16 protein-coding genes and 1 pseudogene are annotated in these 26,502 nt (G+C 38.1%); 4 read left to right on the top strand and 13 right to left on the bottom strand.

Annotated features, from left to right (window positions below; genetic code table 11):
• Nucleotides 1–270 precede the first annotated feature (270 nt).
• Both ACTBZY_RS18815 and ACTBZY_RS18810 read right to left on the bottom strand, forming a co-directional pair.
• The gene (locus ACTBZY_RS18815; protein WP_463047907.1) at nt 271–1,569 is read right to left on the bottom strand and encodes an MFS transporter; all 1,299 of its coding nucleotides are present in this window, start codon (nt 1,567–1,569) and stop codon (nt 271–273) included.
• Between the two features lie 305 nt (nt 1,570–1,874).
• Nucleotides 1,875–2,561, bottom strand: coding sequence for an NUDIX hydrolase (locus ACTBZY_RS18810; RefSeq protein WP_463047906.1), 687 nt, complete (start codon nt 2,559–2,561; stop codon nt 1,875–1,877).
• Between the two features lie 458 nt (nt 2,562–3,019).
• Between ACTBZY_RS18810 and ACTBZY_RS18805 the strand changes: the two genes are divergently transcribed.
• Entirely contained in the window at nt 3,020–4,561 is a 1,542-nt protein-coding gene (locus ACTBZY_RS18805; protein WP_463047905.1) for a hypothetical protein, read from the top strand.
• 266 nt (nt 4,562–4,827) lie between these two features.
• Here ACTBZY_RS18805 and ACTBZY_RS18800 read toward each other — a convergent pair whose 3' ends face one another.
• The 11 genes and pseudogenes from ACTBZY_RS18800 to ACTBZY_RS18750 form a co-directional block, all read right to left on the bottom strand.
• Nucleotides 4,828–5,424: a hypothetical protein gene (locus ACTBZY_RS18800; RefSeq protein ID WP_463047904.1), complete on the bottom strand. Its 597-nt coding sequence runs from the start codon at nt 5,422–5,424 to the stop codon at nt 4,828–4,830.
• 2 nt (nt 5,425–5,426) lie between these two features.
• Nucleotides 5,427–7,286, bottom strand: coding sequence for a right-handed parallel beta-helix repeat-containing protein (locus ACTBZY_RS18795; protein ID WP_463047903.1), 1,860 nt, complete (start codon nt 7,284–7,286; stop codon nt 5,427–5,429).
• Between the two features lie 20 nt (nt 7,287–7,306).
• On the bottom strand, nt 7,307–8,401 hold the full coding sequence (locus ACTBZY_RS18790; protein WP_463047902.1) for a glycosyl hydrolase: 1,095 nt from the start codon (nt 8,399–8,401) through the stop codon (nt 7,307–7,309).
• A gap of 26 nt (nt 8,402–8,427) precedes the next feature.
• Nucleotides 8,428–9,516 carry a glycosyl hydrolase gene (locus ACTBZY_RS18785; RefSeq protein ID WP_463047901.1) on the bottom strand — a complete coding sequence of 363 codons (1,089 nt, stop codon included), beginning with the start codon at nt 9,514–9,516 and terminating at the stop codon, nt 8,428–8,430.
• Entirely contained in the window at nt 9,498–11,150 is a 1,653-nt protein-coding gene (locus ACTBZY_RS18780) for a glycoside hydrolase family 43 protein (RefSeq protein WP_463047900.1), read from the bottom strand. Before ACTBZY_RS18780 ends, ACTBZY_RS18785 begins: the two co-directional genes overlap by 19 nt.
• Nucleotides 11,150–12,865 carry a sugar porter family MFS transporter gene (locus tag ACTBZY_RS18775; RefSeq protein ID WP_463047899.1) on the bottom strand — a complete coding sequence of 572 codons (1,716 nt, stop codon included), beginning with the start codon at nt 12,863–12,865 and terminating at the stop codon, nt 11,150–11,152. The genes ACTBZY_RS18780 and ACTBZY_RS18775 overlap by 1 nt, the downstream gene beginning before the upstream one ends.
• Nucleotides 12,866–12,887: 22 nt before the next feature.
• Entirely contained in the window at nt 12,888–16,301 is a 3,414-nt protein-coding gene (locus ACTBZY_RS18770; protein ID WP_463047898.1) for a VCBS repeat-containing protein, read from the bottom strand.
• 73 nt (nt 16,302–16,374) lie between these two features.
• Entirely contained in the window at nt 16,375–18,009 is a 1,635-nt protein-coding gene (locus ACTBZY_RS18765) for a RagB/SusD family nutrient uptake outer membrane protein (RefSeq protein ID WP_463047897.1), read from the bottom strand.
• Between the two features lie 31 nt (nt 18,010–18,040).
• On the bottom strand, nt 18,041–21,115 hold the full coding sequence (locus tag ACTBZY_RS18760; protein WP_463047896.1) for a SusC/RagA family TonB-linked outer membrane protein: 3,075 nt from the start codon (nt 21,113–21,115) through the stop codon (nt 18,041–18,043).
• A 980-nt stretch (nt 21,116–22,095) separates the two neighbouring features.
• On the bottom strand, nt 22,096–22,701 hold the full coding sequence (locus ACTBZY_RS18755; RefSeq protein WP_463047895.1) for a porin family protein: 606 nt from the start codon (nt 22,699–22,701) through the stop codon (nt 22,096–22,098).
• 212 nt (nt 22,702–22,913) lie between these two features.
• Nucleotides 22,914–23,069, bottom strand: a pseudogene (locus tag ACTBZY_RS18750) (lmo0937 family membrane protein).
• Nucleotides 23,070–24,474: 1,405 nt separating this feature from the next.
• Here ACTBZY_RS18750 and ACTBZY_RS18745 point away from each other — a divergent pair.
• The 3 genes from ACTBZY_RS18745 (at nt 24,475) to ACTBZY_RS18735 (ending at nt 26,049) form a co-directional block, all read left to right on the top strand.
• Nucleotides 24,475–24,975, top strand: a complete 501-nt coding sequence (locus ACTBZY_RS18745) for a hypothetical protein (protein WP_463047894.1) — start codon at nt 24,475–24,477, stop codon at nt 24,973–24,975.
• Between the two features lie 54 nt (nt 24,976–25,029).
• Nucleotides 25,030–25,791 carry a rhodanese-like domain-containing protein gene (locus ACTBZY_RS18740; RefSeq protein ID WP_463047893.1) on the top strand — a complete coding sequence of 254 codons (762 nt, stop codon included), beginning with the start codon at nt 25,030–25,032 and terminating at the stop codon, nt 25,789–25,791.
• 84 nt (nt 25,792–25,875) lie between these two features.
• The gene (locus ACTBZY_RS18735; RefSeq protein WP_463047892.1) at nt 25,876–26,049 is read left to right on the top strand and encodes a hypothetical protein; all 174 of its coding nucleotides are present in this window, start codon (nt 25,876–25,878) and stop codon (nt 26,047–26,049) included.
• Nucleotides 26,050–26,502: the final 453 nt, after the last annotated feature.

Below are 26,502 nucleotides of genomic sequence, written 5' to 3'. Positions count from 1 at the left end.
GATTGTTACATTTTTGTTGGAAATGAAGCCTATAAAAACAAGAGGCCGTCTCAAAAGTGTGAGACAGCCTCTTTTTACTTGTACTCCTATCTAAGAAGATTTTCAAATAAGTAATTCTCAGAGCTAACTTTTTACTTACGAGACTTCCTCTTTACATTTCTTAAATATAGCTTTTGTTAATATGATTTGTGTCCATAGCTCCGCCAAACCGTGCATGAGAATGACAGTTTGAAAAGTGTAAGAATCTTGAATTTTAACTAAGACAACAAATTAACTCACATCTTCCGAGCTATTGATCCAGGTCATGATGCCTGCTATTAAAGCGGGAATAGCGAAGATTAGGAAGTTGGTTCCGATCGTCAATCCCATTCCTATTAATAAACCTGCCAAGGCTGGTCCTACGATTCCGCCAAACCTTCCAGCACCCATGGCCCAGCCAATTCCTGTGGTTTTTATCTCGGTAGGGTACATTCTGGCTGCAAAGGCATAAAGACCAACAAAGCCACCCTGTATTCCAAAACCTAAGAAAGCAAACACCAGTAAGATATAATCGGAACCTACAAAGAGGCCAAAACAAGCCATTAAAACGGCGGTTAGAATAAGTATTATTCCAATGGTCTTCTTCAAGCCATATTTGCTAGAAAAGTACCCTTGGGTCACTATGCCAAAGAAAGCCCCCACATTAAATACTGTACCCGCATAAATGGCCAACTCCATAGATAAACCTGCGTCTGTAGCTAATTTGGGTATCCAGCTGGTCATAAAGAACAATGCTCCAAAAGCCATGAAAAGTGCAAGCCATAACTGTAAAGATGGAATCTTATATTTGCCAGTAAGTAGTTTACCTACTGCAATGGCCGATTGTGGTGCGGCTTTAGCAGGTAATTCAGTGATTTGCTCGAATTCCATCTTCTTCAAGATGACATTTATCTTCTGTAAAGCATTTTTAGGTTGCTTTTTGATATAAAACTCTAATGACTCCGACAGAAAAAAGATAATTAAGGGAATAGAAACCAATGAGGCATAGCCTGCATAATGGTACATCTCTTCCCAGCCTTGTGTCGGAATTACCTTTGCGGCCACCAATCCTGATGCCACGGCTCCTACTGGATAACCAGAGATAACAAAACTCACCCAGAAATTACGAGATCTGTTGGGCGTAAATTCGGAGGTTAAAGCTGCCGTACTAGCCAACATACAGCCTATGCCTAGACCTGCAAAAAACCTATAAATCAATAATTCATTAATACTGGTGGCAAATCCTGTTAAATAAATGGAAATACCCATGATGATTCCACTTATGAGAATCATGTTTTTCCTGCCTATTCTGTCGGCAAAGGGAGCTATTAATAGAGTTCCGAGGGTCATTCCTGCCAGACCTGAACCAAAAACCACCCCCAACGTTTCTGGGGAAATAGACCAAGCTTTTGCAATGGCGGGTGCGGTATAGGAAATCACTAAAACGTCCATGCCGTCTAGCATGTTCATTAAAAAGCAAATGAGGATAGTACCGTATTGGAGTTTTGTCAACTGACTTTTGTCAATTAAAGCGGAAGGAGAAAAATGCATTATAAATTTTTATAGGGTTGTAACGAATGCCTAAAATAAGGCCAAAAAATTAAATTTATGACCTTATACTGGCTTATTTAACGTTTTTCCTTTTAATACAAAAAGGCAGTGAATAATAATGAGAATGGTGAGCACATTGCAAATCAGCTTATACAAACTAGTAATGAAGCTTTTACACATACTACTTCTTTCAAACTGAGCTTATTCCTCGGGAATACCAAAAGCTAAACTATATATTCTGAACGACAATGAGCCTCTAGCGTTTTGTAGATAATTATGCTATTCTATTATCCAAATCAAGATGACTAGACTTCAAACGTAAAACCCTTTTCAATGAGCTTATTATAGATAGCTTCATCAAACCTGTATAACATAGCCGCACGGTGAGAAACGTCCTGCTCTCTTTCATTGCATGAAACCAAAAGATTCATTTTTGAGAACTTGCGTCTAAAGTTCGACTTATCTAGTTTTTGACCAAGAATGGCCTCGTAAAGTTCTTGCAGTTGTAAGAGTGTGAATTTCTCAGGAAGTAGATTAAAACCTAGCGGTTCATGCTGAATTTTATGCTGAAGATGAGCGAAACAGCTATCGAGAATATGATTGTGGTCAAAACTCATGCTAGGCACTTCCCTTACATTAAACCACAGTACATCTGTAACAGAAGGCCCTGCTTCCAACTGAAACTTATCAATATTTACCAGTGCATAATAAGTGATGGTGATAACTCGCTTGTCTGGAAATCGTTCTAAATCACCAAAGGTTTTGAACTGCTCTAGAAATACATTACCTAAGGCTGTTTGAGAAGATAATATTCGGCTAGCCGCTTCATCCAAACTCTCATTATATTTAATCCAGCTACCAGGAAGTGCCCATTGACCTTTAGTAGGACCTTGCCCGTGTTTTACTAAAAGTGCGTACAATTCAGAGTTTTTAAAGCCAAAAATGACACAGTCAATTGATAAAGCGTCAATTATTTCGTCAGAAAGTTTCAAGAGCTGTTTGGTGCTAGGTTAAGCTGTAAAGTTACATTAAGAATAGCTACTAGCAAATTAGAGAAAGGTCATAAAAAAGGAAGTGTAGCAAAATATAAATCTCTAATCCAAAAATTATAGAAACGAAAAAAAATAAAAGTCAAATCGCAAGAGACCTGAAAGACAAATACGATTTATAAAGAAAGAAGTTAAATTTGGACAAATGAGCTATTGGAGTAAATAAGTAGAACCTCAATCCTGCCTAATAAAAATCTATACCCTTAAAGAGTCAATTGGTATCTCAATAATAAAACAAAATCAAGGTAATTTTATACAATAAATTCGTATTGATCTTAGAATTAGAAAATGAAACATTAGTCGACCAATTAGAATTATTGGTCTCTGTTCTTCCAGTACTCTATCCGTTATAATTACTTTTGAATCACTGCAACTCGCTATGTTTATACTTTATCGTTCACATGATTAGAAAACTCATACTGACATTTCTCGCAACTGCTTTAATTACCGCTTCCATGTTAAGCTGTAATTCCGCTGATTTATTACCCGAAATTCCTGATTTATCATTCTCCATTATAGATGGAGACACTGTCCTAACAAAATCATCAGACTTAATTGATTCTAGGCAAGTAAATGACACCTACTTTAAGAAATCAATTGTTGTTGGTGATACAATCGTGACATACAATAGTCCACTTAACTTTATTCCTAAACCAGCCGTTAAGCCAAATTTAGAGGCTATTAAGTCAACTGACTCAGAAAGTTTTAAATATTTAGCTATTGGAGGAAGCCTTAGTGCAGGACTCCAAGGTGGGGGATATTTTAATGAAGGAATTGAGATGTCTTTTCCTAACCTTATTGCCAGACAAATGGGAATTGAAAACTTTAAAACGCCAGCTTTCAATAAAGAAGAATATAACGGTTTTGGAAGGCAAGTTAAAACTGAAACTAATTTTAGTGGAGGGCCTTTCCCAAAAACTAATTATGTGACAAATAATCTGGTCAATCCTTTAGGAAGTGATTTATCATCTGGGTTTTCAAGAGCAGAAGACCTAGTAGATCAGTTGACTGTTCCGGAAGCTTCTTACAATCATTTCAATTTAAATGAAACTTTTAGCAGGCATGAAGCGGGAGATTACTCTAATAATTCTCTCGTAGCCGATAAGCTTAGAAAAAGACTAGGAATAAATACTAACCTAAAAGAGTTTATAAAGGCGAAAAAACCTGATTTTTTCACCTTTGAGTTTGGATGGCTGGAACTTATTGAAGAGCCAGAGACTACTCCCTCCACTTTGAAGTTAGGATCGGACAATCAGATTCCTAGAGCCATTGAAATTGATGAGTCGCTTTACTACAACCCTGTTGCCAATCATGTGAAAATTTTGAAATACTTTCGAGACCAAGGAGTTAAGAATGGAGTCATTTTCAAACTCCCCTTGATTACGGAAATCCCGAGATACTCTACTTTTGGAATAGCGTATTTTGAAAAGCTGTATGGAAGCACTAATCTTTTTAGAGGTAGCCCAGAAGATAACAGTCTTATTTCTGGTTCAGCAAGAAGGGATTTGTTTTTTTTGCCTAGTTCTGCAGCCGATAGTCTTTTGAGTCCCAAGGTGCATGTAGCACTAAAAAAAGGTTTGTCACCCGAAAATCCACTGCCTACTGGATTTGGAGTGGCAAGGAATTTTGATCAAAATTCAAACACATTAATTGTTCGATATAATGAGGAAATGGACTTTTTAGCAGAGTATTTTGGCTATCAAGCATTTGACCTAGGAAAACTATACTCTGACGTTAGCAAAGGAAATTATGTAACATACGATGGTGTAAAAGTTGATGGAAGATGGCCAGAGGGTGATTTCTATTCTACCGATGGAATTCATCCTTCGAGTTTAGGGCATCTCATTATTGCTAATGAGATTATAAAATTAATGAATACAGAGAAAAAGCTTGATATTCCATATATCTCAACCCGTAGTTACCTTCAATCTGTCAACCGCTAAACACAATTTTAATGATGAACACCAAAAGTATTTTCTTGGCATTATTATGCCTAATTTCTCTTTTTCTTCCGAACAAAGTTTTTTCATAATATGAAGAATTAGTTACTTTACCTATTGAAGGTACTATTTATCAGGACAACGCTCAGACCTCCATTTTTGCATCAGGGCAACTTCCTTTTGAAAATTTTACTGGAGGCTCTCTCAAGATAAGGCTGCCTCATCTTATTGAAATGAGACAGCCTCTTCTTTTCTCTATTTAATCCCACTTAATTTTTAGGCTGATAGTTTTTATCCATTGTTAAAATAAACTTATCCATTTTAAAACCATCTTCTCTCATAGAAAACTGAATGGTATGCTTTCCTGCTTTCTCAATGTCTAAATAGATAAGATGTGGCACGCCGCAGTGTACTTCTTCAGTACGCTTCTTGCTTTCATAGTACCATTGATTTTTTCCATCACACCACTGTAACCTTGCTCCAGTTTCTGGCCATGTACCGTCTATTCCTACGTGCACTCCATTATCCTCTGTTCCTGTAGAAAGTGCTCTAGCCCACACATAATACCTTCCTGCTTTAGGAATTTTGACATCGTAAGATACTATGGCTAACACTCCTGGGGTGTTAGAAAAACTTGTACCTACTATCAGCTCGTCATCATGTGTTACTCTGGTGTCTGGCAAAATCTGGATGAAGCTTTTTCCAGAAGCATTTGGGTCTGATTTTACATACCACTTTCTGACGTCGTCTTTGGTTTGCTTAGAAAAGCTCTCTGCTTCTACCACTATGGTTGTCTGAGCAAAACCTACGTTCATGGCCGCGGTACACAATAATCCTGTGATTAATACATTTTTGAATTTTGTCATTTTTACTGTTCGTTTAATAAGGTTGAATACTTTTTTGATAAATTATTAAAAGGGCCCGGGTAAGTTAGTTTCTCCGTTTTAGGTTTATTTTTCAGGTCTTTGTCTACTTCTCTAAGCCTTGGCACTAATGGTAGGTTTTCTGTAAAAGTCCAGTCAAAATAAAGTCCGGTTTGTACAAAATTCCCAAAACCAAACTGATGTGTACTGCTACTTTGTTCACCCGCCGTTTTTAAAGCCTCAGCCGTAAAGAGGTCTGGCTGTATGCTGTTTACATAAAGGTTATTTTCTTGGATATAAGACTTGCTAATGTGCGAAACCTTACCATTGATAAAGATATTATTAGCTACATGATGGTTTTCAGAAACTAGCCTTTTGCCATTCAATGACCTATTGGTAGGTGCCACGCCATGAACGGCAATGCCCGTAAAATTGGCTATCAAATTATGATAAATCTTCACAGAATCTGAGTCGTTAACATAGACGCCATTGCCATCTACATTCCAAATAAAATTATTGTCAACCATGTTTGGATATTGCGAAGCTTCTATAAAAATACCGCCCTGCACCGTAGCAATATCATGAATAATGTTTTGGCTCACCCGTGAGCCATTATTATCCCAATCTAGCCAAATAGCGTTTCCGCCAGTAATATTATGGATGTAATTTCTTCTTATCAGGCTGTTGGTCACATTTAAGATTTTTATGCCTGCCACTTCCCAATAGTTTTCGGCGTCTTGCCAGCCGCAATTATATATGTGATTACCTTCTATTAAAGCATCATGCACCACATAGCTTCGCATTCCTGCCGTTCCACAATCAGAAATCGTGTTGTTTCTAATAATCATTCCACCTATGGCATTATTCTTTTTTCTTGGTGATTTTACATTTAGAGGATTGGTGTCAATTTCTTCAAAGGCATAATAGCCAAACTCCAATGCAGACGAGTTCATTTGTCTAAAGGTATTGTTCTCAAAAATCCAGTGGTGCCCACCCAAAGACGTTACCGCTCCGGTACTGGTACGAAGAAAGCCATTGGCACAGTGCTCAAAAGTCAAACCCTTTAATTGGATATAATTTAAACCAATGCTTTGTGGAATGAATAGGTGCTCGGCTACGCCAATTTCTACCAAAGAGCCATTAGGGTTACCACTATCAAAAGCATGAATGTGTAAGGTCTTTTGGTCTTTGTCTATCCAAAAACTACCCGGCACTCTGGCCAAATCTCCATAAGCTGTTAGTTGGGTCAAACGCTTTCCGTTTTGAAAAACTAAACCTCTGGTGCTGTTATAAGGTGTGATTTCCTTCACTCCTTCTGCCCAAGGCATCATTGGATATTCGTCTGGCTCAATATTCATCAGCTTAAGCGGAAAATATCCATCGCTGAAAAAAGAGTCGTCCAGGGTAACCATCCAGGTTTTTCGTGACCACGTATAACTTCTGGAAGTGTCTCTGGCGGCATCCGTATAAATGGAACGTTGAATCCAAGCTTGATCAATGACTGTAGAACCTTTGATAATCACCTCTCCATCATTAGCCGCTTCATAGGCTATCATCTTACTTTCTGAGCTTCCACTATGAAGTGGTTTGATGGTTTCTTTATAAACACCAGCATGAATAAGTACTTTCTCTCCTGCTTTCACCACCTGAGCGGCTTTATTGATGGTTTTAAAGGGAGCGTCTTCCGTTCCAACATTGCTATCAGACGCTTTTGGGTGCTTCTGATTTACCACATATACTTTAGCGTATTGGGTCGTATTTTTCCATTCTGGATTAAAATTCCAGTCTGTTCTAGACCTGCTTTGGCCAAAACTAATTTGCGTGCAAATGCTCAGTAAAAGGGCCGTTAAAATTGTTTTATACATAGGGTTGAATATTATAAGGGTTACTTCGTATTTAACTTTTCAAAAAGCTTATCAGACGATTTTAGGTACTTTTCTTGGTTAGTTTCCTTAAGCCACTGGCTTTTCATGAATTCATTTTCAGTAAGCCTAGCGTCAATATTTTTGAAGAAATTATTATTCTCCCACATTGGCCTCGACTTCCAGTTGCCATTGATATAGCTTATGGCTTTTATTACGTCTGGGTTATCATTGATGGTCTTGAAAAAAGGCCTAAACCATTCTTTCCACGCTCTTTCGGCATCTGCTGTTTTGGTTAAATCAAGATGCTGACTTACTCCTTTTGAGTCTAAAAGTACAGGGGTTGATTCTGCAATAAATAATGGCTTTTTATGGTCACGGGCAAACTGAATCATAGGGTGATTTGCATCATCTGGCGTAAAAAAAGAATAAGCTACCCAGTCCACATATTCATCTCCAGAGTAAAACTTATCAAAGGTCTCACGGTTAGCTCCTTTGCCTTTCGACTGCCAAGTGTATGCCACATTGGTGACTCCCATGCTGTCTAGTTTATTTTTAACACGTCTGTAAGCAGGGATGTAATGTTCTGCTTTGTAAAAATTCCAGTCGTAACCGTCAAATTCATAGCCAATTCTCAAGAAAACAGGACGTTCTCCAAGTTCTTTTAGCCAGTTTCCTAGTCGGTGAATTAATTGGTCGTGACCTCCAATAGCTGTAATGCTGTCATTGCCTTGGCTCATATCTAAACCTATGGCTAAGCAAGAATTGTCAAAATCAGAATCAGAAAGAGCTAGCGACATGTTTTCTGGGCCATCGCCCCAATCATCCGTAGTGGTCAGGCCATCTAAACCTTTGTGCATAAAACCAAAAGATTCATGACCAGTCAAAAAATCGGTATAAGCCGTGTATCCGCCAGGAGCAGGTAAATGATCGTAATATCCGTCGGAGTATTTATCTAAGCCACCCACGGCTTCTAATTCTTGACCAGCAAAAAGTATGACTTCACCATCGACAGGTTCAAATTTAGCCCGAGTTACAGTTTCTTTATCTTCCGTTGGTTGACTTTTGCAAGACCAAACTGCAAGTAAAACAAGTGGTAATATGGTTGATTTAAGCATGTTCATATCGTTGATTCTAGATTCGTTTATTTTTTTGATAGGTAAGTAAATAGTGTATCTGAAGCTATCAGATACCGCTCTTTGTTGATTTCAGATAACCACTGCGTTTTCATGTAATCGTTTTGGGTTATTCTGGCGTCAATGTTTTTAAAGAATGGATTGTTTTGCCATTGCGGACGCGTTTTCCATGGGGAGTTAATGTAATGAATGGCTTTTATCACATCAGAATTTACTCTCACTGTATTAAAAAATGGCGTAAACCACTCGTTCCATGCTTTTTGAGCATCTTCCGTTTTAGTTAGGTCGAGATGGATACTGGTGCCTTTATTATCCAAAATTACTGGACTGGCCTCGGCTATGAAACAAGGTTTTTTATGATCGCGAGCAAACTCAATCATAGGATGATTAACCTCTCCTGCCGTAAAAAATGAAAAGCCAACCCAGTCTACCACATCATCTCCGGGGTAATATTCTTCCATGTTTGCTCTGGTAGAACCTCCACCTTTCGACTGCCAAACGTAAGCCACATTTTCAATACCCATTTCTTCGAACTTCTGATGGATACGCCTGTATGCGGGTTTGTAAAACTCACTTTTGTAATGATTCCAGTCATGGCCGTCAAATTCATAACCGATTCTAAGAAAAACAGGGCGATTGCCCAATGCTTTTATCCATTCGCCTAGCCTTATAATCAAATGGTCATAATCTCCTTTTGCCGTTTTTTCATCTCCGCCGTTGGCAATGTCTAGTCCGATGGATAAGCATGAATTGTCAAAATCGGCATCATCCACTAAGAGCGACATATTTTCAGGACCATCACCCCAGTCTGCGGTAGAAGTTAATCCATCCAAACCATTTCCGCCAAAGCCCGTATAGGCTGTAAAGCCTGCAGGAGCCTGGAAATAATCGAAATAGCCATCTGAGTATTCATCCATACCGCCAATGGACTCTAGCTCTTGCCCCACAAAAAGCAACACCTTTCCCGTAGGAGGTTCAAACTTGGCTAAATCATCATTTTTAAGCTCAAACTTAGGCCCCACCACTATCTCTTGCGACTTTTGGGTACACGCCGCGGTTAGGATTACCGAAATGATTCCTAGTAAGATATTTCGCATGACAGGTTCTTTTTTATGGAACTTGGAAATTCAAACTCATCTTCCTTGTAAGTGAAGTAATCAAAATACGCAGGGCGTTTGTGCCCCTCTAAATCTTGACAACAAAGACCTACAAAGGCACCTGTAAAGGCTGGCATATAGCTAGGGCCACCGTCTCTCACGTGGTCGTCGGACATAATGGTGGCGTCTAGCACTTGTCCTATTGCTAACCACTTGTCCACTTCTAAAGCATAGAAAAACTGTAAATCTGCACCATTCATTTCTACTTTTAGGTAGATATTGGCACCCTCTTCCATGTCTAAAACAAGTGGTTCGCCTAATGCTTCTGATTGCTCAAAAAGGTCATGCGAGGTCAGTTGAACACATAGCCGCCCTGCCTCATTTCTACTCACATTTAAATAGTGATAATGCGAGGTATTATAGTAGCAAACCAAACCCGCCATTTGCTGAAAGCTTTCAGGATTAAACTGAAGACTAGTGCTTGCGGTCATTTTATAGCTCTGAATTCTTCTTGCTATCAAGCTCTGCTCATGGGTAGAGTTTAAAGACTGTCTGCCATAAAGACAAAGCTTTCCTTTTGGCTCGCTTAAGCTTAACCAATCTGAACCAATAGGAACTCTGAGCGACTGAAATTCTATATCTAAAACCTCTGAATCAAATGAGTAAATCTCGTTAACATCTTCATTTATGGGCTCCACCTCAGTTTCTATTGGCACTTCCACTCTCGGAATGCAGGAGCCACTGCCTAAAGTAGGCCACTCACCATCTGGCCAATTAATGGTTTCAATAGAGGTTTCTCTTCCTAATATACACTTCCCTTGGGGCGTTAAAGGGCGACCGGTTAGAAATACAATAAACCATTCACCGGTTTTGGTTTGAACCAAGTCGCCATGTCCGCTTTTTTGTAAATAATAGTTTGGCTCATTTCTACAAGTTAGCAGTGGTCCATTTGGGCTAATTTCATACGGCCCCACTAAGTTTTTTGAGCGAGCTATGGAAGCCGCATGGCCATATTCTGTACCGCCTTCTGCTGTTATCAAATAGTAATATCCATCCTTTTGATAAATGTGTGGGCCTTCTGTAAGACCCAGCTCCGAACCTTCAAAAATGTAATGCTTGGAACCTATCAGTTTCTTTAGTGTTTCAGAATATTCTTGAAGAATAATACCACCAAATATTTTCCCTTTTCGGTGGTCTACACGTAAGCTTGTATACCATTTACTACCATTATTATCATGGAATAAGCTCCCATCAAAACCAGATGAATCTAAGAAAACAGGCTCTGACCAATCGCCAGAAATCTCTGTAGTAGTCACAAGGAAATTTGGCGTGTCTTTCCACTTTCCTGAGAAGGATTTTACGTTGGAATAAACCAGATAAAATACGCCATTATCATAAGAAAGGCAGGGAGCCCAAACACCGCAAGAGTCTGGTGCTCCTTTCATATCTAACTGAGAAATTCTGTTAAGTGGTCTACTTATTAATTTCCAATTTACGAGGTCTTTTGAATGGTGAATTTGGACACCTGGAAACCACTCAAAAGTGGAGGTGGCAATGTAATAATCATCTTCAACACGAATGATAGAGGGGTCTGGATTAAATCCTTTTAGAATTGGGTTTTTAACGAAAGTCATTAGTCTATTAATTGTTTTTCTAGTTCTTCAAGCGATTTACCTTTGGTTTCTACCACGTATTTCCAGGTAAAAATCAAACAGAAGAACATAAAGCCGGCATATATAAAGTATGTGGTACTGCTACCAAAATTTGCTAATTGAACGGGAAAAAATGTGGCTACTAAAAAGCTTGAAAAAGCATTGATAGTACCAACCGCCGAAATGGCGAATCCACGAATTCGGTTTGGGAATATTTCTGAGAATATAGCCCACATCACCGGTCCTAAAGAGATAGAAAAACCAGCGATAAAACCAAGGATGCTTAATAGCACCAAAAATGAATTAATTTTGATTCCGTCTTTTAAAAGAGCTGGTTTGTAATTACTAGAAGCTATGCCGCTAGTAGCCAGTGACAGGTCAATGGCACTGTAAAATTCTAGCTCATTTAAGAAGGATTTATCCTTAATGACGGAAACGCTATTGATGAACGTATTCTTTTTATGAATCAAAGCCGCTGCATTGTCATTTGACAATGTGATGCTGGATATTTCTTCTTCTGCTCTGAAGAAAATGGCATTATCAGCTTCCAGTTTAAAGCCATCATAATTAGCAAGTTTACTGTCATTTTCTTTGGCTAAAGCCCAAAGGTCATTTTCAAGAATGGTATTGGCTGAGACCGAAATTTGTTCTGAATTGACGATGTAGCGAGCTTTTTTGAATTGAATGCCTGTAAAGGTCAATGAAAAAGCCATCAGCGACACTCCGGCATATAGGAGTGGTTTTCTGCCTATTCGGTCAATCAAGAACATAGAAACAATGGTCATTACCAAAAAGACTAGACCAAGAACTGCCGCCTGCATAAAGGCAGCATCTCTACCTCCTCCAGCAGATTCAAATACCATAGGAGCGTAATAAAGGATGGCATTAATTCCAGAAAACTGCTGTAAAATGGCAAGCCCAAAACCTATGATTAAAACCAGTCTCATCTTCTTAGAGAAGAAGAAGGATGCCTGGGACTTTAAGCTTTCTTGTCCATCAGGATTTATCGTTTTTTTGATTTGTTGTAACTCTGCTTTGGCATAAGCCTCATCACCCACTTTCATAAGCACATCCATGGCCTTAGACTCTCGTCCTTTCATCATGAGCCATCTTGGGCTTTCGGGGATTATAAAAATACCTATGAAATATATAAGTGCAGGTATAATTTCTATGCCCAACATATATCGCCAGTTGGTGAGCGGGTCGTCAAAAGCTTTTAGTACAAAATAGTTTGAAAAGTAGGCGGCAGATAAACCAATCACAATTAGTAACTGATTAAACGAAACCAGCCAACCGCGGTCTTTGGCAGGGGATATTTCGCCTATGTAAACGGGTGCTACCAATATGGCAACGCCAACCCCAAATCCACCGATAATTCTTCCGAAGATGAAGAAGTTTATGTCGGTAGCTAATGCCGAAATTAAAGCTGAAACAGCAAATAATACAGCGGCAATAAGTAAGGAAGGCTTTCTGCCTATTTTATCGCTCATTGGCCCTGCAATTAGATTGCCAAGAATAGAGCCCCATATAATACAGGAAACAGAGAAACCTAAAAGAAAAGAACCGTCTTCAAGGTTAAAAACTGTTTTGTAAAAAGGTACTGCTCCAGATATCACGGAGCCGTCAAAGCCCAAGAGAAATCCCCCAATAGCAGCAGTAAAGGCTATTAAGGTTATGTAAATTGTGTTTTGCTTCATTTATAGTTTTTAATCAAAGTCTTTATTTTTTTTGTTCTATCACCTGAATATGGTTACTGTTTCTAGCGGCTATAATTAGTCTTCTGCCCTTTCCTTTTATTTGAATAATGTCACGTATATCTCCATTTAGATTCAAGCCTGTTTTCTCCTTATTCATTGGTACAAAGTTGCCTTTGCCATCTCCTTTTAAAAGGCAACCTAAACTGGCATCCATTCTACCTTGCTGCACTCTAAATGGGAAGAAGTTTCCTGCTATCAAAATGTCCTGAATATGGTCTCCATCAAAATCATCATAAATGATTCCAGACGCTACGCTGAATTGAGCTTCAATGGGTAATGCTTTTACAGTGAAAGTACCGTCTCCATTGTTTATAATTAAGGAGGAGTTCATATTATGAATTTTGAATTTCTTTGAAGCTTGAATTTGCTCTTTGGAGAAAATATCTTGAATGGTGGCATTGCCAAAATCAGCGTATTTGATAAACCTAGAATTTAAACTTGGGATTTGAGCGGTTAGCTCGTCGCGAGAATTGAAAGGGTAACTTTTGCCTTGCAAAAACCAAGTCATTACGGGGTCTGTTCTGCCGTCATTATCAAAGTCATTGACATAGGTGGTTAAAGGTTCTTTGGCTGTTGGTTTAAACTGCGAGTTGGTACCCATATTCCCCGCTATAAAATCGATATCGCCGTCGTTGTCAATATCAGCAGCCACTAGCTTACACCACCATCCATCGTTTTCGTTTAAGCCTGTACTTTCCGTAATTTCAGAGAATTTCCCTTTGGTGTTTTTGAAAAACTTGATAGCCATCCAGTCCCCAGAAAGAATAAGGTCTGTCCAGCCATCTTTATCAATATCAGCCCAGATGGCATCTGTAACCATTCCAGCATTAAACAATGCTTCGTTACCTACCTGATTAATGACATTTTTAAAGCGAATGCCGTTTTTATCAGAGTCGTTTCTTAAGATGATATTTCCGCCATTCAGCGGATAATTTCCAGGAACGGCTCTTGCTCCAACAAACAAGTCTAAGTCACCGTCTTTGTCAAAGTCTTCTGCTTTTACGCAGCTTCCGCTGTAAATCTCCTCCGGAATAGCTCCTTCTACTTTCTTGAAGTTTCCTTTTCCGTCATTCTCATAAATCCGGTCTTGAAGTTCAGGAACTGGATGTAACCACTCTGTTCCGCCACTTACTACATATAAATCTTGGTCGCCATCGCCATCAGCATCAAAAAACAATGAGCTGATATCTTCATGCGATTGGTCAGATTGCCAAGGTTGGGATTTTGATTTAGAAAACTTTCCTGACTTATTTTGAAGGTAAAGAACAGCACTTTGACCTGCTGGAGCACCAATAAATATATCTTCCAACCCATCTCCATTTACATCTGCGGAGGCCATTTTTGGGCCTTGTTTTGAAAGCTCGTAAGGAATTAATGACTCCCGTTTAAAGTCAACATATTCGTTTTCTTTTTGAGTAAAATCAATACCTGAATGGTCTGTGATTTCCGTAAAAATCGTTGGCTGAATTTCTTTTTGATGAAGTACATCTAAAGCGTCTTTTTCATAAACTTCTACCAATTCATTGACCCCAATATTTTCTAGGCTTTGTCTTTTGCCACTAGGCCAAATGACCTCTAAAGTTTTAATGGATTTAGCACTTCCTAAACCAAAATTGAGTGTATAATCTACTGAAGATTGATAGCCTCTTACTGGATAAAGCTCTTGGTACTGAGGTCCTGCTTTTGTTCTGATTATAACTTTGGCACCTATTCCAAATGTGTTTTTTCCTGAGCCATGTAATTTTACTTTGACGTAAGAATTGCCATTAACTACCTCGGCATTATTTCTGTAAACCCACACAGGTTCATTGTTATTACAAACGATTAAATCTAAATCGCCATCGTTATCCAAATCTGCATAAGATGCTCCACTGGACACACCTGGTTCAGATAAACCCCATGAATCCGAAACGTTTACAAATTTCAGATTGCCTTTATTTTTGAAAGCATAATTGCTCAGTTTCGTAGAAGGCATTTTTTTGAGCAAATCATAAAGCGGCATATTTTCCTGATATTTCTCACGTGTAGAAATGTCTTTACCATCTTTTACGACTTGCTGCATGGCTGCTTCTACCTCGTATTTCACAAAGTCCAAGCTCGTATAATCTCTTAGAAACCCATTACTCACAAAAAGGTCTTTCCAACCATCATTGTCTAGGTCTGTCAGTAAAGCACTCCAACTCCAATCCGTATTTGAAACGCCTGCCAGTTGCCCTATTTCGCTAAATACAGGTAGTTCTTCTTGGTCTAAACCTTGGTTTAGTTGTAACATGTTACGGGTATTTTGATGCCCATAACCGCTTGCTACCATGAGTTGGTACTTGTCGTATTGGTCGGCTCCTTGTACTGTTTTTTGACGGAGATTAGTTTCAGGAAGCATGTCTAAAGTCACTACATCTGGCTTGAGGTCATTGTTATAATCTGCAATGTCAAGCCCCATGGTGCTTCTGCTAATGTGAGCAAAAACTGTTTTTGCTACTTCTTTAAAAGTGCCATCGCCATTATTCAAATAGCAGAAGTCTTGCTCCTCAAAATCATTGCTAACATAAAGATCAGGGTAGCCGTCATCATTAATATCACTGGCGGCTATACCCAGGCCAAAGTTTATTCCGCTGCCATAAATGCCAGCTTCATCACTTACGTCGGTAAATGTATTGTTGTCGTTTCTATAAAGTCTATTGCCAAATTGTGGGTGGCGGAGATTTCTTAGTTTATTCGTATTAAAAAATGGCGAATAAAATCCGTTAGCATGGTTTAGTAAAAATAGGTCTAGGTCACCATCGATGTCATAATCGAAGAATAGTGCCTGACTTGTGTAAGTTCCAAATGCGTCAATTCCGAAGCTTTCTGCTTGCTCTGAGAATATTGGGATTCCATCTGAATTATTTCCTTGGTTTATATAGAGTTCGTTTTTGCGTTCGTCGTCCGTACCAAATCCAGAATAGCAAACATAAATATCTAGTTTGCCATCGGCATTGATATCCACAAAAGAAACTCCTGTTTTCCAATGTTCTCGCCCTGCCACATTTGCAATGGCAGTAACATCTTCAAACTTTAAACCTTCCCCTTTATTGAGGTATAGTTTTGATGGAACTTGGTTTCCTGTAAAGTAAATATCAGCAAAACCATCATTGTTTAAGTCTCCAGTGGCTACACCAGAGCCGTTATAGTAGTATTCGTACGTTAATACATTTCTTTCTTTAGTTTCTGTAAGTTGATTTGTGAATGAGATTCCTGTTTCTTGGCTTGATAATTTATCGAATAGCTTTGTTTCTTTTTCAGAACATGAAAATAGTAAAGTGAAAGAAATAGCCACACCGAAGCACGGCTTGGCTATTTCCTTAAAAAAATCAAATAATGGATTCCTCTTTTTCACTTTGTTATAATCAACTTAAAAAATACAACAACCCAATAAGTATCAGGTTGCTGTATAACCTCTAATCTATTTATTAATATCCTGGATTTTGAGTCAATTTTGCGTTTTTGTCCATTTCAAACTGAGGAATTGGGAAAACATTTTGATGCTCTTTAAAAATTCTTGGCTCATAAACTTTTTTGGTATAAACGTCTACATTGCCTTGTCTCTTTATATCCATCATGTAGGCAGGTTTATTGAAGTATGCCATTCCTTCTTTCCATCTACGTACATCCCAAAATCTGTGCTCTTCAAAGACTAACTCTACGCGTCTTTCATTCTTGATTTTCTCTCTCATTTCATCTTTAGAAAGACCTGTTGCCAAGTTTGGCTGCCCAGCTCTATTTCTTACTCTGTTGATAGCATCGTATACGCTAGCATCTGGACCTGTTGCTTCGTTTTTTGCTTCAGCATAATTTAGTAGCACTTCTCCAAGTCTGAAGAATATCCAGTTATTGTCTTGCCCTTGGTAAGTTTGAGAAGAAATTATTAGCTTATCGTCTAAGAATTTTTTCAGTCCATAACTAGTCTGGCTAGAACCTTTAGCTCCATCATAGGTATACACGGTAGTTCCTTTCCATTCCGAGCCGTTTCTTATGATTGTTTGGTCCATTCTGGCATCTCTATCGGCATAAGGGTCTTGAGGATTATATCCAGAAGTAGGGTCAGTGATTGTTTTTCCGTTGGTCATTTCATAAGAATCTACCAAGTTTTGGGTAGGGGCAAAGCCCGCCCAGGTACCATCACTAAGGCCGGCACTCATACCTAGCATATAAGATGCTGGATGAACTACGTCAGGCTTGACAAATTGTCTTGAGAAGATAACTTCAGAGTTGTTATTATCAATGAACAAACGATAGTAATCAGGGAACAGAGAGAACTCATTTTTGTCAATCAATTCTTTAGCAATACTGGCAGCATTAGCCCATCTTGAAGTTTCGTTCGCTGGGTTATTTAATGGGCTAGCAAAGTATAATAAAGTACGGGCCTTCAATGCAAGAGCCGCTGAACTAGTAGCTCTTCCTACATTTTTACCTGTAAATTTAGCAGGTAAAACCGCCGCAGCCGCGTCACAATCTTTTAAGATTTGAGTCACGCACTCTTCGTAGGTGTTACGTGGTAGTTGCAAGTCATCAGTGATTTCTTGAACATTGGTAATTAACGGAACTCCACCAAAAGTTTTGATAAGGTCGGCATAGCTAAATGCTCTTAAAAACAATGCTTCTGCCTTATACCTTTCTTTCACTGCGTCATCTCCAGGTACGTCGTCTATTCTAGATAAAAGTACGTTTGCTTTACGAATGGTGGCATAGTTCATTACCCATAAATCTTCTCCATAAGGTGTGAAAGACGGTGTAATATCTGCCGTGTTAAATAATTGGATTTTGGCATCTAGTTTACCATCGGCATCATCAGAACCTGCTCCTAAGATGGACATTCCTCGAGACCATGAGAAGCCACTTCCGTAACCAAAATCTTGACGATTAAAACCACTTTGAAGGCTACCGTAGATATTATTTACAAATTGGTTTACCAAGTTAATATCAGACCAAAGTGTAGCATCAGATACAAAAGAGGTAGGTTTTACATCCAGTATTTTATCATTACAGGAAAGGGCCGAAAGCAAGACTAGGCTCAATCCGAATATTTTTATTTTATTATTTTTCATTTTTTTAAAGTTTATTCTTCACAAATATTATTTAGAATTGAACACTTAGGCCTACGTTGTAGACTTTTTGCTGCGGGTAGTACCAGCCGTCAATATTTGTATTTTCTGGATCTACATTTAGTAAATCTGTGAAGGTTAATAGGTTTTGACCAGAAGCTGAAACTCTGATGTTTTGTGCTCCAATTTTAGTTAAGAAATTGGGTGCCAAAGTATAAGCCACCTCAACATTTTTCAATCTTAAATAAGAAGCATCTTTAATCCAGAAGTCAGATACTAATTGGTTATTCTCTGCTATCACAAGTACTCTTGGCAAAGTAGCATCAGTATTCGTTGGTGTCCATCTGTCTAACCACTCATTGGTGACTTTTCCACCATTATAGAATGACCAAACAGCATTTGATTTCAACTGCTGATATACTTGCTCTGCTCCTTGAAACAAGAAATTCAGTTCTAAAGCCTTATAAGCTACACCACCTGTTATTCCGTAGATAATTCCAGGAATATTGTTTTTGCCTAGGTAAGTTCTGTCGTCATTGTCAATTTTTCCGTCACCGTTGATGTCATCATATTTGATATCACCAGGTCCTAAGTTTGTATAAGCGGTTTTAGGAGAATTGTCAAAATCTTCTTGATCCACAAATAAACCTAAAGAACGAAGACCATAATAGCCATTGATAGCTCTTCCCGTTCTTCTTAAGTCATCAGAAACTCCTGGAGACTCATCTGCAAATATTATCTTATTGGCAGCTTTAGTAATATTACCTCCTAAATGGTAGGAGAAGTCTTTGGTCAATTGTTTCTCATGATTTAAACTAATCTCAAAACCTTTGTTTACCACAATACCTATGTTTTCTGTAGGTAGGTTAGCACCAAAAGAAGTAGGTACAGATAGGTTTCTTTGAGCCAAAATACCTTCTCTACGCTCGTGGAAGTAAACTACATCTGCCGTTAAGAATCTATTTAAAAGGCTAAATTCTAAACCAACATCCGTTTTGGTTGACGTCTCCCATGTGATGTTTGGGTTTGCCAACGGTCCTGGAGCTAAACCTGAATAATATTGACCACCAAAAGCGTATCCACCGAAGTTGAATGGAGGTCCACCAGCGTATCCACCAGAGTTGTTAGCCAAATCATACCTTGCGTAGTACCCAAATCTTGAAGAAATCTGGTCGTTTCCTAATTTACCGTAAGAAGCTCTCAGCTTTAAAAAGTCAATAGCCGCTATATCACGAATAAAAGACTCTTCTGAAGCTATCCAGCCCACAGAAACTGCAGGAAAAATGCCCTTACGCTGATCTGGAGCAAAGTTTTCTGATTGATCTTGACGAACACTGGCTTGTAATAAATACTTGTTTTTGTAGATATAATTAAATCTAGCCGCAGTACTTAATAAACCATATTCGTTTCCTCCACCACCAAGGTATTGGTTAAGTGATGGTCCGGCGTTAATCACATCTAAAGCAGAAGTAGTATAAGTATTTCTACCACCATTAAGGTACCTGTCATAATTTGTCTTTTGAAGGAAAAGTACTAATGCAGATACTTCATGATCTTCATTCAGCTTTCTGTTATAGTTAATATGCCCTTGTAATTCGGTACCAGAAGACTGGGTGAACTGCTCATTCAGACTAGGATTTGAATAAGGCGTAGGAATAAGCGTATTGTCCAGCTGCCTTTCGTAAAGCGTAATGTTATCTCTCCATCGTTTATTATAACCTGTGGTTTTATCAAATGCCAATACTCCCTTTAAAGAAAGTCCCTCAATCCATGGAATATCTTGGGTCAATTGGAATGTAGTTAAAAGCACATCATAGTTATTCCTATTATATCCAGACTCTTCTTGAATAAAAGCAAAAGGATTTGGATAAGGTCTTGGATTTGCTAATTTCCCATCTGAATACTGGTGTGGAAAAATTGGAGGGTTTCTAAAGGCCTCTTGCATAATGTTAGTACTTCCAGAAACCGGAGCATCTTTATCTTCTACTCTTCCAGATAAATCTACAGACAACTGCGTAGTCTTAGTAAGCTGAAGGTCCAGGTTAGCTCTTGCGTTATATCGTTTATTGCTAAGTGTTTTGTACAATCCTTGCTGATTTAAGTACCCAAGAGATACGAAATACCTTGCTTTTTCATTTCCACCATTGATAGAAAGGTTTTGCTGAATCATGGGAGAAGAACCACCTAACATTATTTTACCCCAATCTGTATTTGGATATAAATCTGGGTCAGAACCGTCTTTGAATTTCGTAAGTTCTTCGTTAGTGAAAAGTGGTTCACGACCATCATTTGCTAAAGCCTCATTATAAAGCGTAGCATACGTAAACGAATCTGAAAAGTCTGGTAAACTTACCACAGACTGTGAACCATAGTTCACACTGTAATTAACACTTAGTTTCCCTGCCGAACCACGCTTTGTGGTTACTAAAATAACTCCATTAGCACCTTTAACCCCGAAAATAGCTGCAGAAGAAGCATCTTTCAAGATATTAACGGACTCCACTTCATTAGGATTTAAAAGGGCAAAATCATACTGCGATCTTACAATTCCATCAATCACAAACAACGGGCTAGAAGAACCATTGAAAGTAGAGACACCACGCACTAAAATTTGTGAACCATCGCTACCAGGTTCCCCTGAGCTTTGCTTTGCAATAACACCTGTAACTCTACCGGCAAGCGTATTACTAAGGTCGGCTACTGGGTTCCGTTTAATTTCATCTGATTTAATAGTACTAATAGAGCTAATCAAGTTCTTTTTTGACTGCGTTCCGTAACCTACTACTATTACCTCGCTCAAGTCTACATTTTCTGCCTCAAGAGCGATATCCATAACGCCAGCATTTCCTACTTGCCTTTCAACGCCTTTCATACCGATGTAATCAATGACTAGGGTAGCACCTTTAGTAGCTGTGATTTTGTATTTACCGTCTTTATCTGAAATGGTAGCAACGGTGGTGCCCTTTATGGCTATAGTAGCTCCGGGTAAGACCTCGGAAGTACTCATATCTGTAATAGTACCCGTGAGCTGTAGGCTCTGGGAATGTGCTAAAAAGGGCTGGAAGCCCAAAATAGCGAAGAAGCAAATGAATGTAAAAATTTGTTTCATAGTTAAGAAATTGGGTTGTTTTTGATACTGATTTTCATAAAATTTTGCACCTAGAATTCTCTGGATTCTTAGCCCGTTTTGATTAGGAATGACCGCCATTTTTTTATAAGTGTCAGCTTTATAAAAAGCAATTCAGGTTTAAAGTATTCCGAGAATTCGTAATAGAATCATTGCAAATTTAACTTTTGGTCTTTATTACTAAAAGCTTATAGTTAAATCGACCACAAGTTAGGGAAGGTTTTGAATAAATCAATTATTTCTATGAATATTTTTATTTGAAAGAGATTCTAGTTTTCGTTAGTATACTCTATATAAGTGTTTTGTATCTATTTGTGAAACTGAAAATAAAAACTGAAAATTTCGAGATTTAGATATGAGTTCGAAAGTTTTGGGTAAGATTTGGTTGCAGAATATAAAATATATCAAACCCTAATTTGCCCAAAAAGTGGGCAGTCTTTCTTGTTATAATAAGGAGGATTAAGCTTCTTTTTATATGGATTTGGAATGCTTTCTGAAAGCACGCGACAACTATATTTTAGGAGATGCTATAGCAAGTATATCCGTGTCAGAAAGGGAAGGGTTTACAGCTAGGTTTGAGAAGGAAATGTTTTGTTTTAGATTAAACCAATTTATGCATTAGAAAATCTCCCGATTTTATCGGGATCGTAGCTAAATTGCTTCAAATCAGTTCGTAAACCCTTTAAACTCAATCATCTTAGCCCTTCGACATTATCTCAGGGTAAACGGTATGCTAAATTTCTTTAATTGTCTGATTTATTGTATTTTAAAACTCATAACGATTCCCCAACGCATAAACCGGGTTAAATGTGCCATCAGTTTTGAGTGTTGCAACCCAAAGTATGATGAAATATTTCGTTGTCGAGAGGGAGGACTTTTGGCCCTAGGGTCAAAAGTCCTCCCTCTCTTCTTTAAATGATTCTCCTAAAGGAGTTGCATTTAGTAATTAAATCTAGGAAATATCAATTGTGAACTATCGGAATACTAATGCCAATATTTATGCTTAAAGCCTTATTGTGTTCGTTGGAGGAATCGGATTCAGTAATATCAGTAAAACTTTGACTGTAACCCAGGTCAAGATTGAGCCATGTGCGTGATTTAAGTGAATAATTCAAACCTAAACCAATCTGACCACCAATGTCCCTTTTCTTGAAAACATCATTGCCGTTGGTATCAACAATGTCATTTTTGTTTTGGTCTTTGGCACTTAACAAAGTACCGAAATAAGGTCCAGCATAAATTTTCGGACGTATTTTTTGACCAATTTCACCAAAGTAGTAAATCAAAGAAATTGGCATTTGTATATAATTGAGCCTAGTTGTGGCATCAGAAGTAGAATAATTTGAGCCTCGTTCAGAGAAAAGCAACTTGGCTCTTAGTCCAATGTGCTCATTTACACTATAGTTTGCGAAAGCTCCAACGGATAGCCCTATCTTATTTTCTGAAATATTGCTTGAGCTAAACTTAGATGTAATCACCCCTAATTCAGGTCCGATTGATAAGGTTTGAGCATTTATGACAGAAATACTACAGAACACGAATAGTAATAAAGTATATATATTTTTCATTTCGAAATAAGTTTTTCGTACAAATTATAATTCACTGGTAAAGGTGCTTTAATACCAATGGCTGATGTTATATAATATTTTTTATGAATTGCATAATTCACACTTCTACTGAAAGGTTATGGGTGTTCTCCGTGCAGTCCGTAAATAAAAAAACAGGACAAATTGCCCTGCTTTTTACACATAACCCTAAACTAACCCATATTTTCGTTGTATCATAAAATTTTTTTGCCTTGAATAATCCTTATTATTATTGCTACAATTGCAATAACTAATAGAATATGAATTAAACCGCCAACTCCAAAACCAATGAAGCCAATAAGTCAGCCGATTACCAATATAACTGCGATTATGTAAAGTGAATTTCCCATATTTACTAGTCGTTTGAATTATAAAAATTAGAGCAACAATATCAAAAGTAAAATTATAATAATGACTCCACCCTTGGTTAAACCCGCTTTATGCATTAGGCAATCTCCCGATTTTATCGGGACCGTAGCTAAATTGCTTCCCATCGACAAGCTCAGGGTAAACCGCTATGCTAATCTCTTTTAAATGACTGATTTATTCCAATATAACTACTCATTTCATTACGATTCTCCAATGCATAATCCGGATTGAATAAACGCCCCCGCCAAGCTTAGCGAACGCTGTTTTTGAACTTTTCACCTCTTGACGCAAGGCTTTTTTTCAATTGGCATTTTTTGAGTGTTACACTATTCTTTTACAAAGGTGAAAATGATTTAAAGCGGAATGTTATATTATTCTATAGAAGGCTTACAATATTCACACATTCAATGTCTCTACTTCTGGCGGCACTGTTTTTTCTATATCAATTAATAGAAGTTGTAGATTTTTTTTAAATACTTATCGATTGGCTTTAACCTATCAGAGACGGAATTTTCTCTTAATCGCTTAATAGAAATCAAGAGTTTTTCAGTAATTGACTTTGCCATTTCTATGTGTGTGCCTTGAATGACGAATTTTGTTCATAAGCGGAACAGTCCAATGGGTGAAAGTCCCGTAGGGGGAGTCGTTACCCAAACTAAGTAGGAGGCACAGGTGACCAAACATCTGAAGTAATCGAAACGCCAACCGGTCACGGTGTTTTATGTACTGACGACAATTTCATTATGAACAGCAGTTACATAAGGAGGCTATAGGGTCAGAAGAGGTGACATATACTGCCGAAGGCCAAAGTTCTGAAAAGAGGCTGAACTGAAATTGTAGCAGCGATAGGCAAAAGGACACCTGCCTGGCGGCAGACTGGTTGACCTTACCAAGGGAGCTTTCCGAGCTCGATGCTTTCAAACATAATGCTTAACCAACTGGACAAAAAACACAAAAAGAAGGGTTTATAGTTTGTGAGAACCTAATTCAAGATTTTAGAACGCCGTATGAATCGAGCGGTTCACGACTACGCGTCTCGGACTACGCGTCTCGGACTACGCGTCTCGGAACTGTTCTGTGGGATATAAGGGGCGAAGTTCCCCTTAACTATTGGACTGGGATATCGTGCTTTATTCTTTCTGCATATTCATTTAGTTTGCCAAAATTAAAAATAATTCTTACCAGTAGATATCAGAACAAAGTAAGCTTAATAATATGGTTTGATGAATTCCTAACTAATCTTAGCTATATGTGATTGTTGTAATTCTTTGTTGGAATTATGTAAGAGTTTACAGCTGATACCGGGTCACATTTGAAATGTGTTTATTTGAATCTGTTCGACACATACCACAAATCATTTTTTAATCTTATTTAAATTCAAACAAAATGAAAAATACCATAAAAATCGCAACTATAATGATAATTACCGGATTTTTAACGGCTTGTCAGCAGTCCCAAAGCACTGAGCAAGTCCTTACGGACGAATCCCAAAGAAAAGAAGTGATGGAAACTATTGTCAACAATCAGGAGATGATGACGGAAATGGTGGACATGATGATGAATAACGAGCAAGGTAAAATGATGATGTCGGGCAACAAGGAGATGATGGGTATGATGATAGGCAATCAACAAATGACGCAGGAAATGGTGAAAGAAAATCCAGGCATAATTCAAGACATGATGCAAAACATGATTCAAATGTGCCAGAACGACTCATCACAATGTAATCAAATGGCAGAAATGATGTTGGGTAACCATGTGATGATGCAAAGCATGATGGGTATGATGCGTCAAAATGGTATGATGAATGATGAGTCATACAAGAATGGCATGAATATGATGGATGGAATAACAGGAAAGATGAAGATGAACAAATCTTCCAATTAGAATTAAAATCACTCGGAACAGTTTTTTTGAGTAAAAAACAAAAGGAGCTTTACTATGGAAATTTTAATTGTAGTAACTAAAACTTGTCAGCATCGCCCCATGTTGGAAGAACAACTCAGACAAGCAGAAATACCTTATCAGGTTATTTATTTTGAAGAACATCCTGAATTTGTGGAAAAATACCAATCAACACTTTCACCTCTATTAATAGTGGATGAAAAAGTGGAATCCACTGGCCTTCTTGAACCGGAAAAAATAAATGAACTGAAAATGAGAAAATTAGACATCTCACAATTGCGGTCACAAAAAAGGGAGCAAAACCACATGATCCCTAAGGGCATGGAAGATGGCAAGGTGGAGGTTGATATAACTTGGGGAAGTATCCAGCCCATGCAAGCTGCCCCTCAGGTGAAAACCGTGGGGGAAATTGAGGTATATCATCACCAAATACAGGGATTATCAATTATTGATACCAGAAAACCAGATACCATGGAAGGTGTCACTATTCCCGGGTCTAGAAATATACCTTTTGATGAGATAACCAATAGAATAGATGAATTAGGCAAGCATCACCCACATTTGTTTTTTTGCAATGGACCTCAATGCCCACAATCAGCAACTGCCATAAAAAACCTATTAAAGGCAGGATATTCGGCTGACAAAATGCTTTACTACAGAGGTGGAATGCACGATTGGATTACACTGGGCTTGTCTGTAAATGGAAATCTTCAGAATAAAAACCTGAAGATGGTGATAAGGGGAAAAGAAACCATGAACAACGAGAAAAAAGAAATGGGGAGTCAAGTTCAACATTGACAATTCTTTTTATCTATTACAGTCGGGGAGCGTCGAAATTATATTGGGTTCCCCTTTTTATTTATACATAAAAAACAAAAAACTATGATTTTAGGATTGATAATAATAATCTTTATTGCACTTTGGTATTTCAATCGACAAAAGTTTGATTTTTCCACAAAACAAGAGAAGCCCCTAGATATTCTTAAAAAGCGTTTTGCCGATTGGGAGATCAGCAGTCAAGAATATGAAGAAGGAAAGGCCGGATTGAGTAAATAATAGGCGTTAAAACACCTGTTAATGCTGGTATGCAAGTATTGGTATTTGCTTTATTCCTTTCTGTCGCCTCATTTTGTTTGCCAATGTAAAAACCATTTTTCCCCTGCAAGCACCAAAATAATTCCTATTGCTGACACTATAACATCAAAAATGTCAGAACTGGTCTTGATACATAAAAAAGCGATTAATACAATTAAGTCAAGTAATTATGCGAATATCAATTTTATACCATTGGCATTTACATCCTTCCTTAAATGTTTAAAAACTCCCCAAGTAACAATCATGTCCATTATTTGAACGCTATCCAGATATTGAAAAAGCCTTCAGACTGGGTATTAAACTAGCCGAGATTTATGACAAGACCACTGACCAAACCTATGGTTTAGCTCGACTAGCCAAATGGCATGAAGAAGTAAGACAAGCAGGCTTTAAATCCTTTAATTCAATTGCCCG

Source organism: Arcticibacterium sp. (assembly GCF_055134445.1).
Note: the sequence above shows the minus strand (reverse complement) of the source record. Positions and strands in the feature narration are given on the sequence as shown.

Excerpts from the sequence above, each read along its gene's own strand:
- ACTBZY_RS18815 (WP_463047907.1), bottom strand. The coding sequence starts at position 1,569 with ATGCATTTTTCTCCTTCCGCTTTAATTGACAAAAGTCAGTTGACAAAA.
- ACTBZY_RS18805 (WP_463047905.1), top strand. The coding sequence starts at position 3,020 with ATGATTAGAAAACTCATACTGACATTTCTCGCAACTGCTTTAATTACC.
- ACTBZY_RS18800 (WP_463047904.1), bottom strand. The coding sequence starts at position 5,424 with ATGACAAAATTCAAAAATGTATTAATCACAGGATTATTGTGTACCGCG.
- ACTBZY_RS18795 (WP_463047903.1), bottom strand. The coding sequence starts at position 7,286 with ATGTATAAAACAATTTTAACGGCCCTTTTACTGAGCATTTGCACGCAA.
- ACTBZY_RS18790 (WP_463047902.1), bottom strand. The coding sequence starts at position 8,401 with ATGCTTAAATCAACCATATTACCACTTGTTTTACTTGCAGTTTGGTCT.
- ACTBZY_RS18785 (WP_463047901.1), bottom strand. The coding sequence starts at position 9,516 with ATGCGAAATATCTTACTAGGAATCATTTCGGTAATCCTAACCGCGGCG.
- ACTBZY_RS18780 (WP_463047900.1), bottom strand. The coding sequence starts at position 11,150 with ATGACTTTCGTTAAAAACCCAATTCTAAAAGGATTTAATCCAGACCCC.
- ACTBZY_RS18775 (WP_463047899.1), bottom strand. The coding sequence starts at position 12,865 with ATGAAGCAAAACACAATTTACATAACCTTAATAGCCTTTACTGCTGCT.
- ACTBZY_RS18765 (WP_463047897.1), bottom strand. The coding sequence starts at position 18,009 with ATGAAAAATAATAAAATAAAAATATTCGGATTGAGCCTAGTCTTGCTT.
- ACTBZY_RS18760 (WP_463047896.1), bottom strand. The coding sequence starts at position 21,115 with ATGAAACAAATTTTTACATTCATTTGCTTCTTCGCTATTTTGGGCTTC.
- ACTBZY_RS18755 (WP_463047895.1), bottom strand. The coding sequence starts at position 22,701 with ATGAAAAATATATATACTTTATTACTATTCGTGTTCTGTAGTATTTCT.
- ACTBZY_RS18745 (WP_463047894.1), top strand. The coding sequence starts at position 24,475 with ATGAAAAATACCATAAAAATCGCAACTATAATGATAATTACCGGATTT.
- ACTBZY_RS18740 (WP_463047893.1), top strand. The coding sequence starts at position 25,030 with ATGGAAATTTTAATTGTAGTAACTAAAACTTGTCAGCATCGCCCCATG.
- ACTBZY_RS18735 (WP_463047892.1), top strand. The coding sequence starts at position 25,876 with ATGATTTTAGGATTGATAATAATAATCTTTATTGCACTTTGGTATTTC.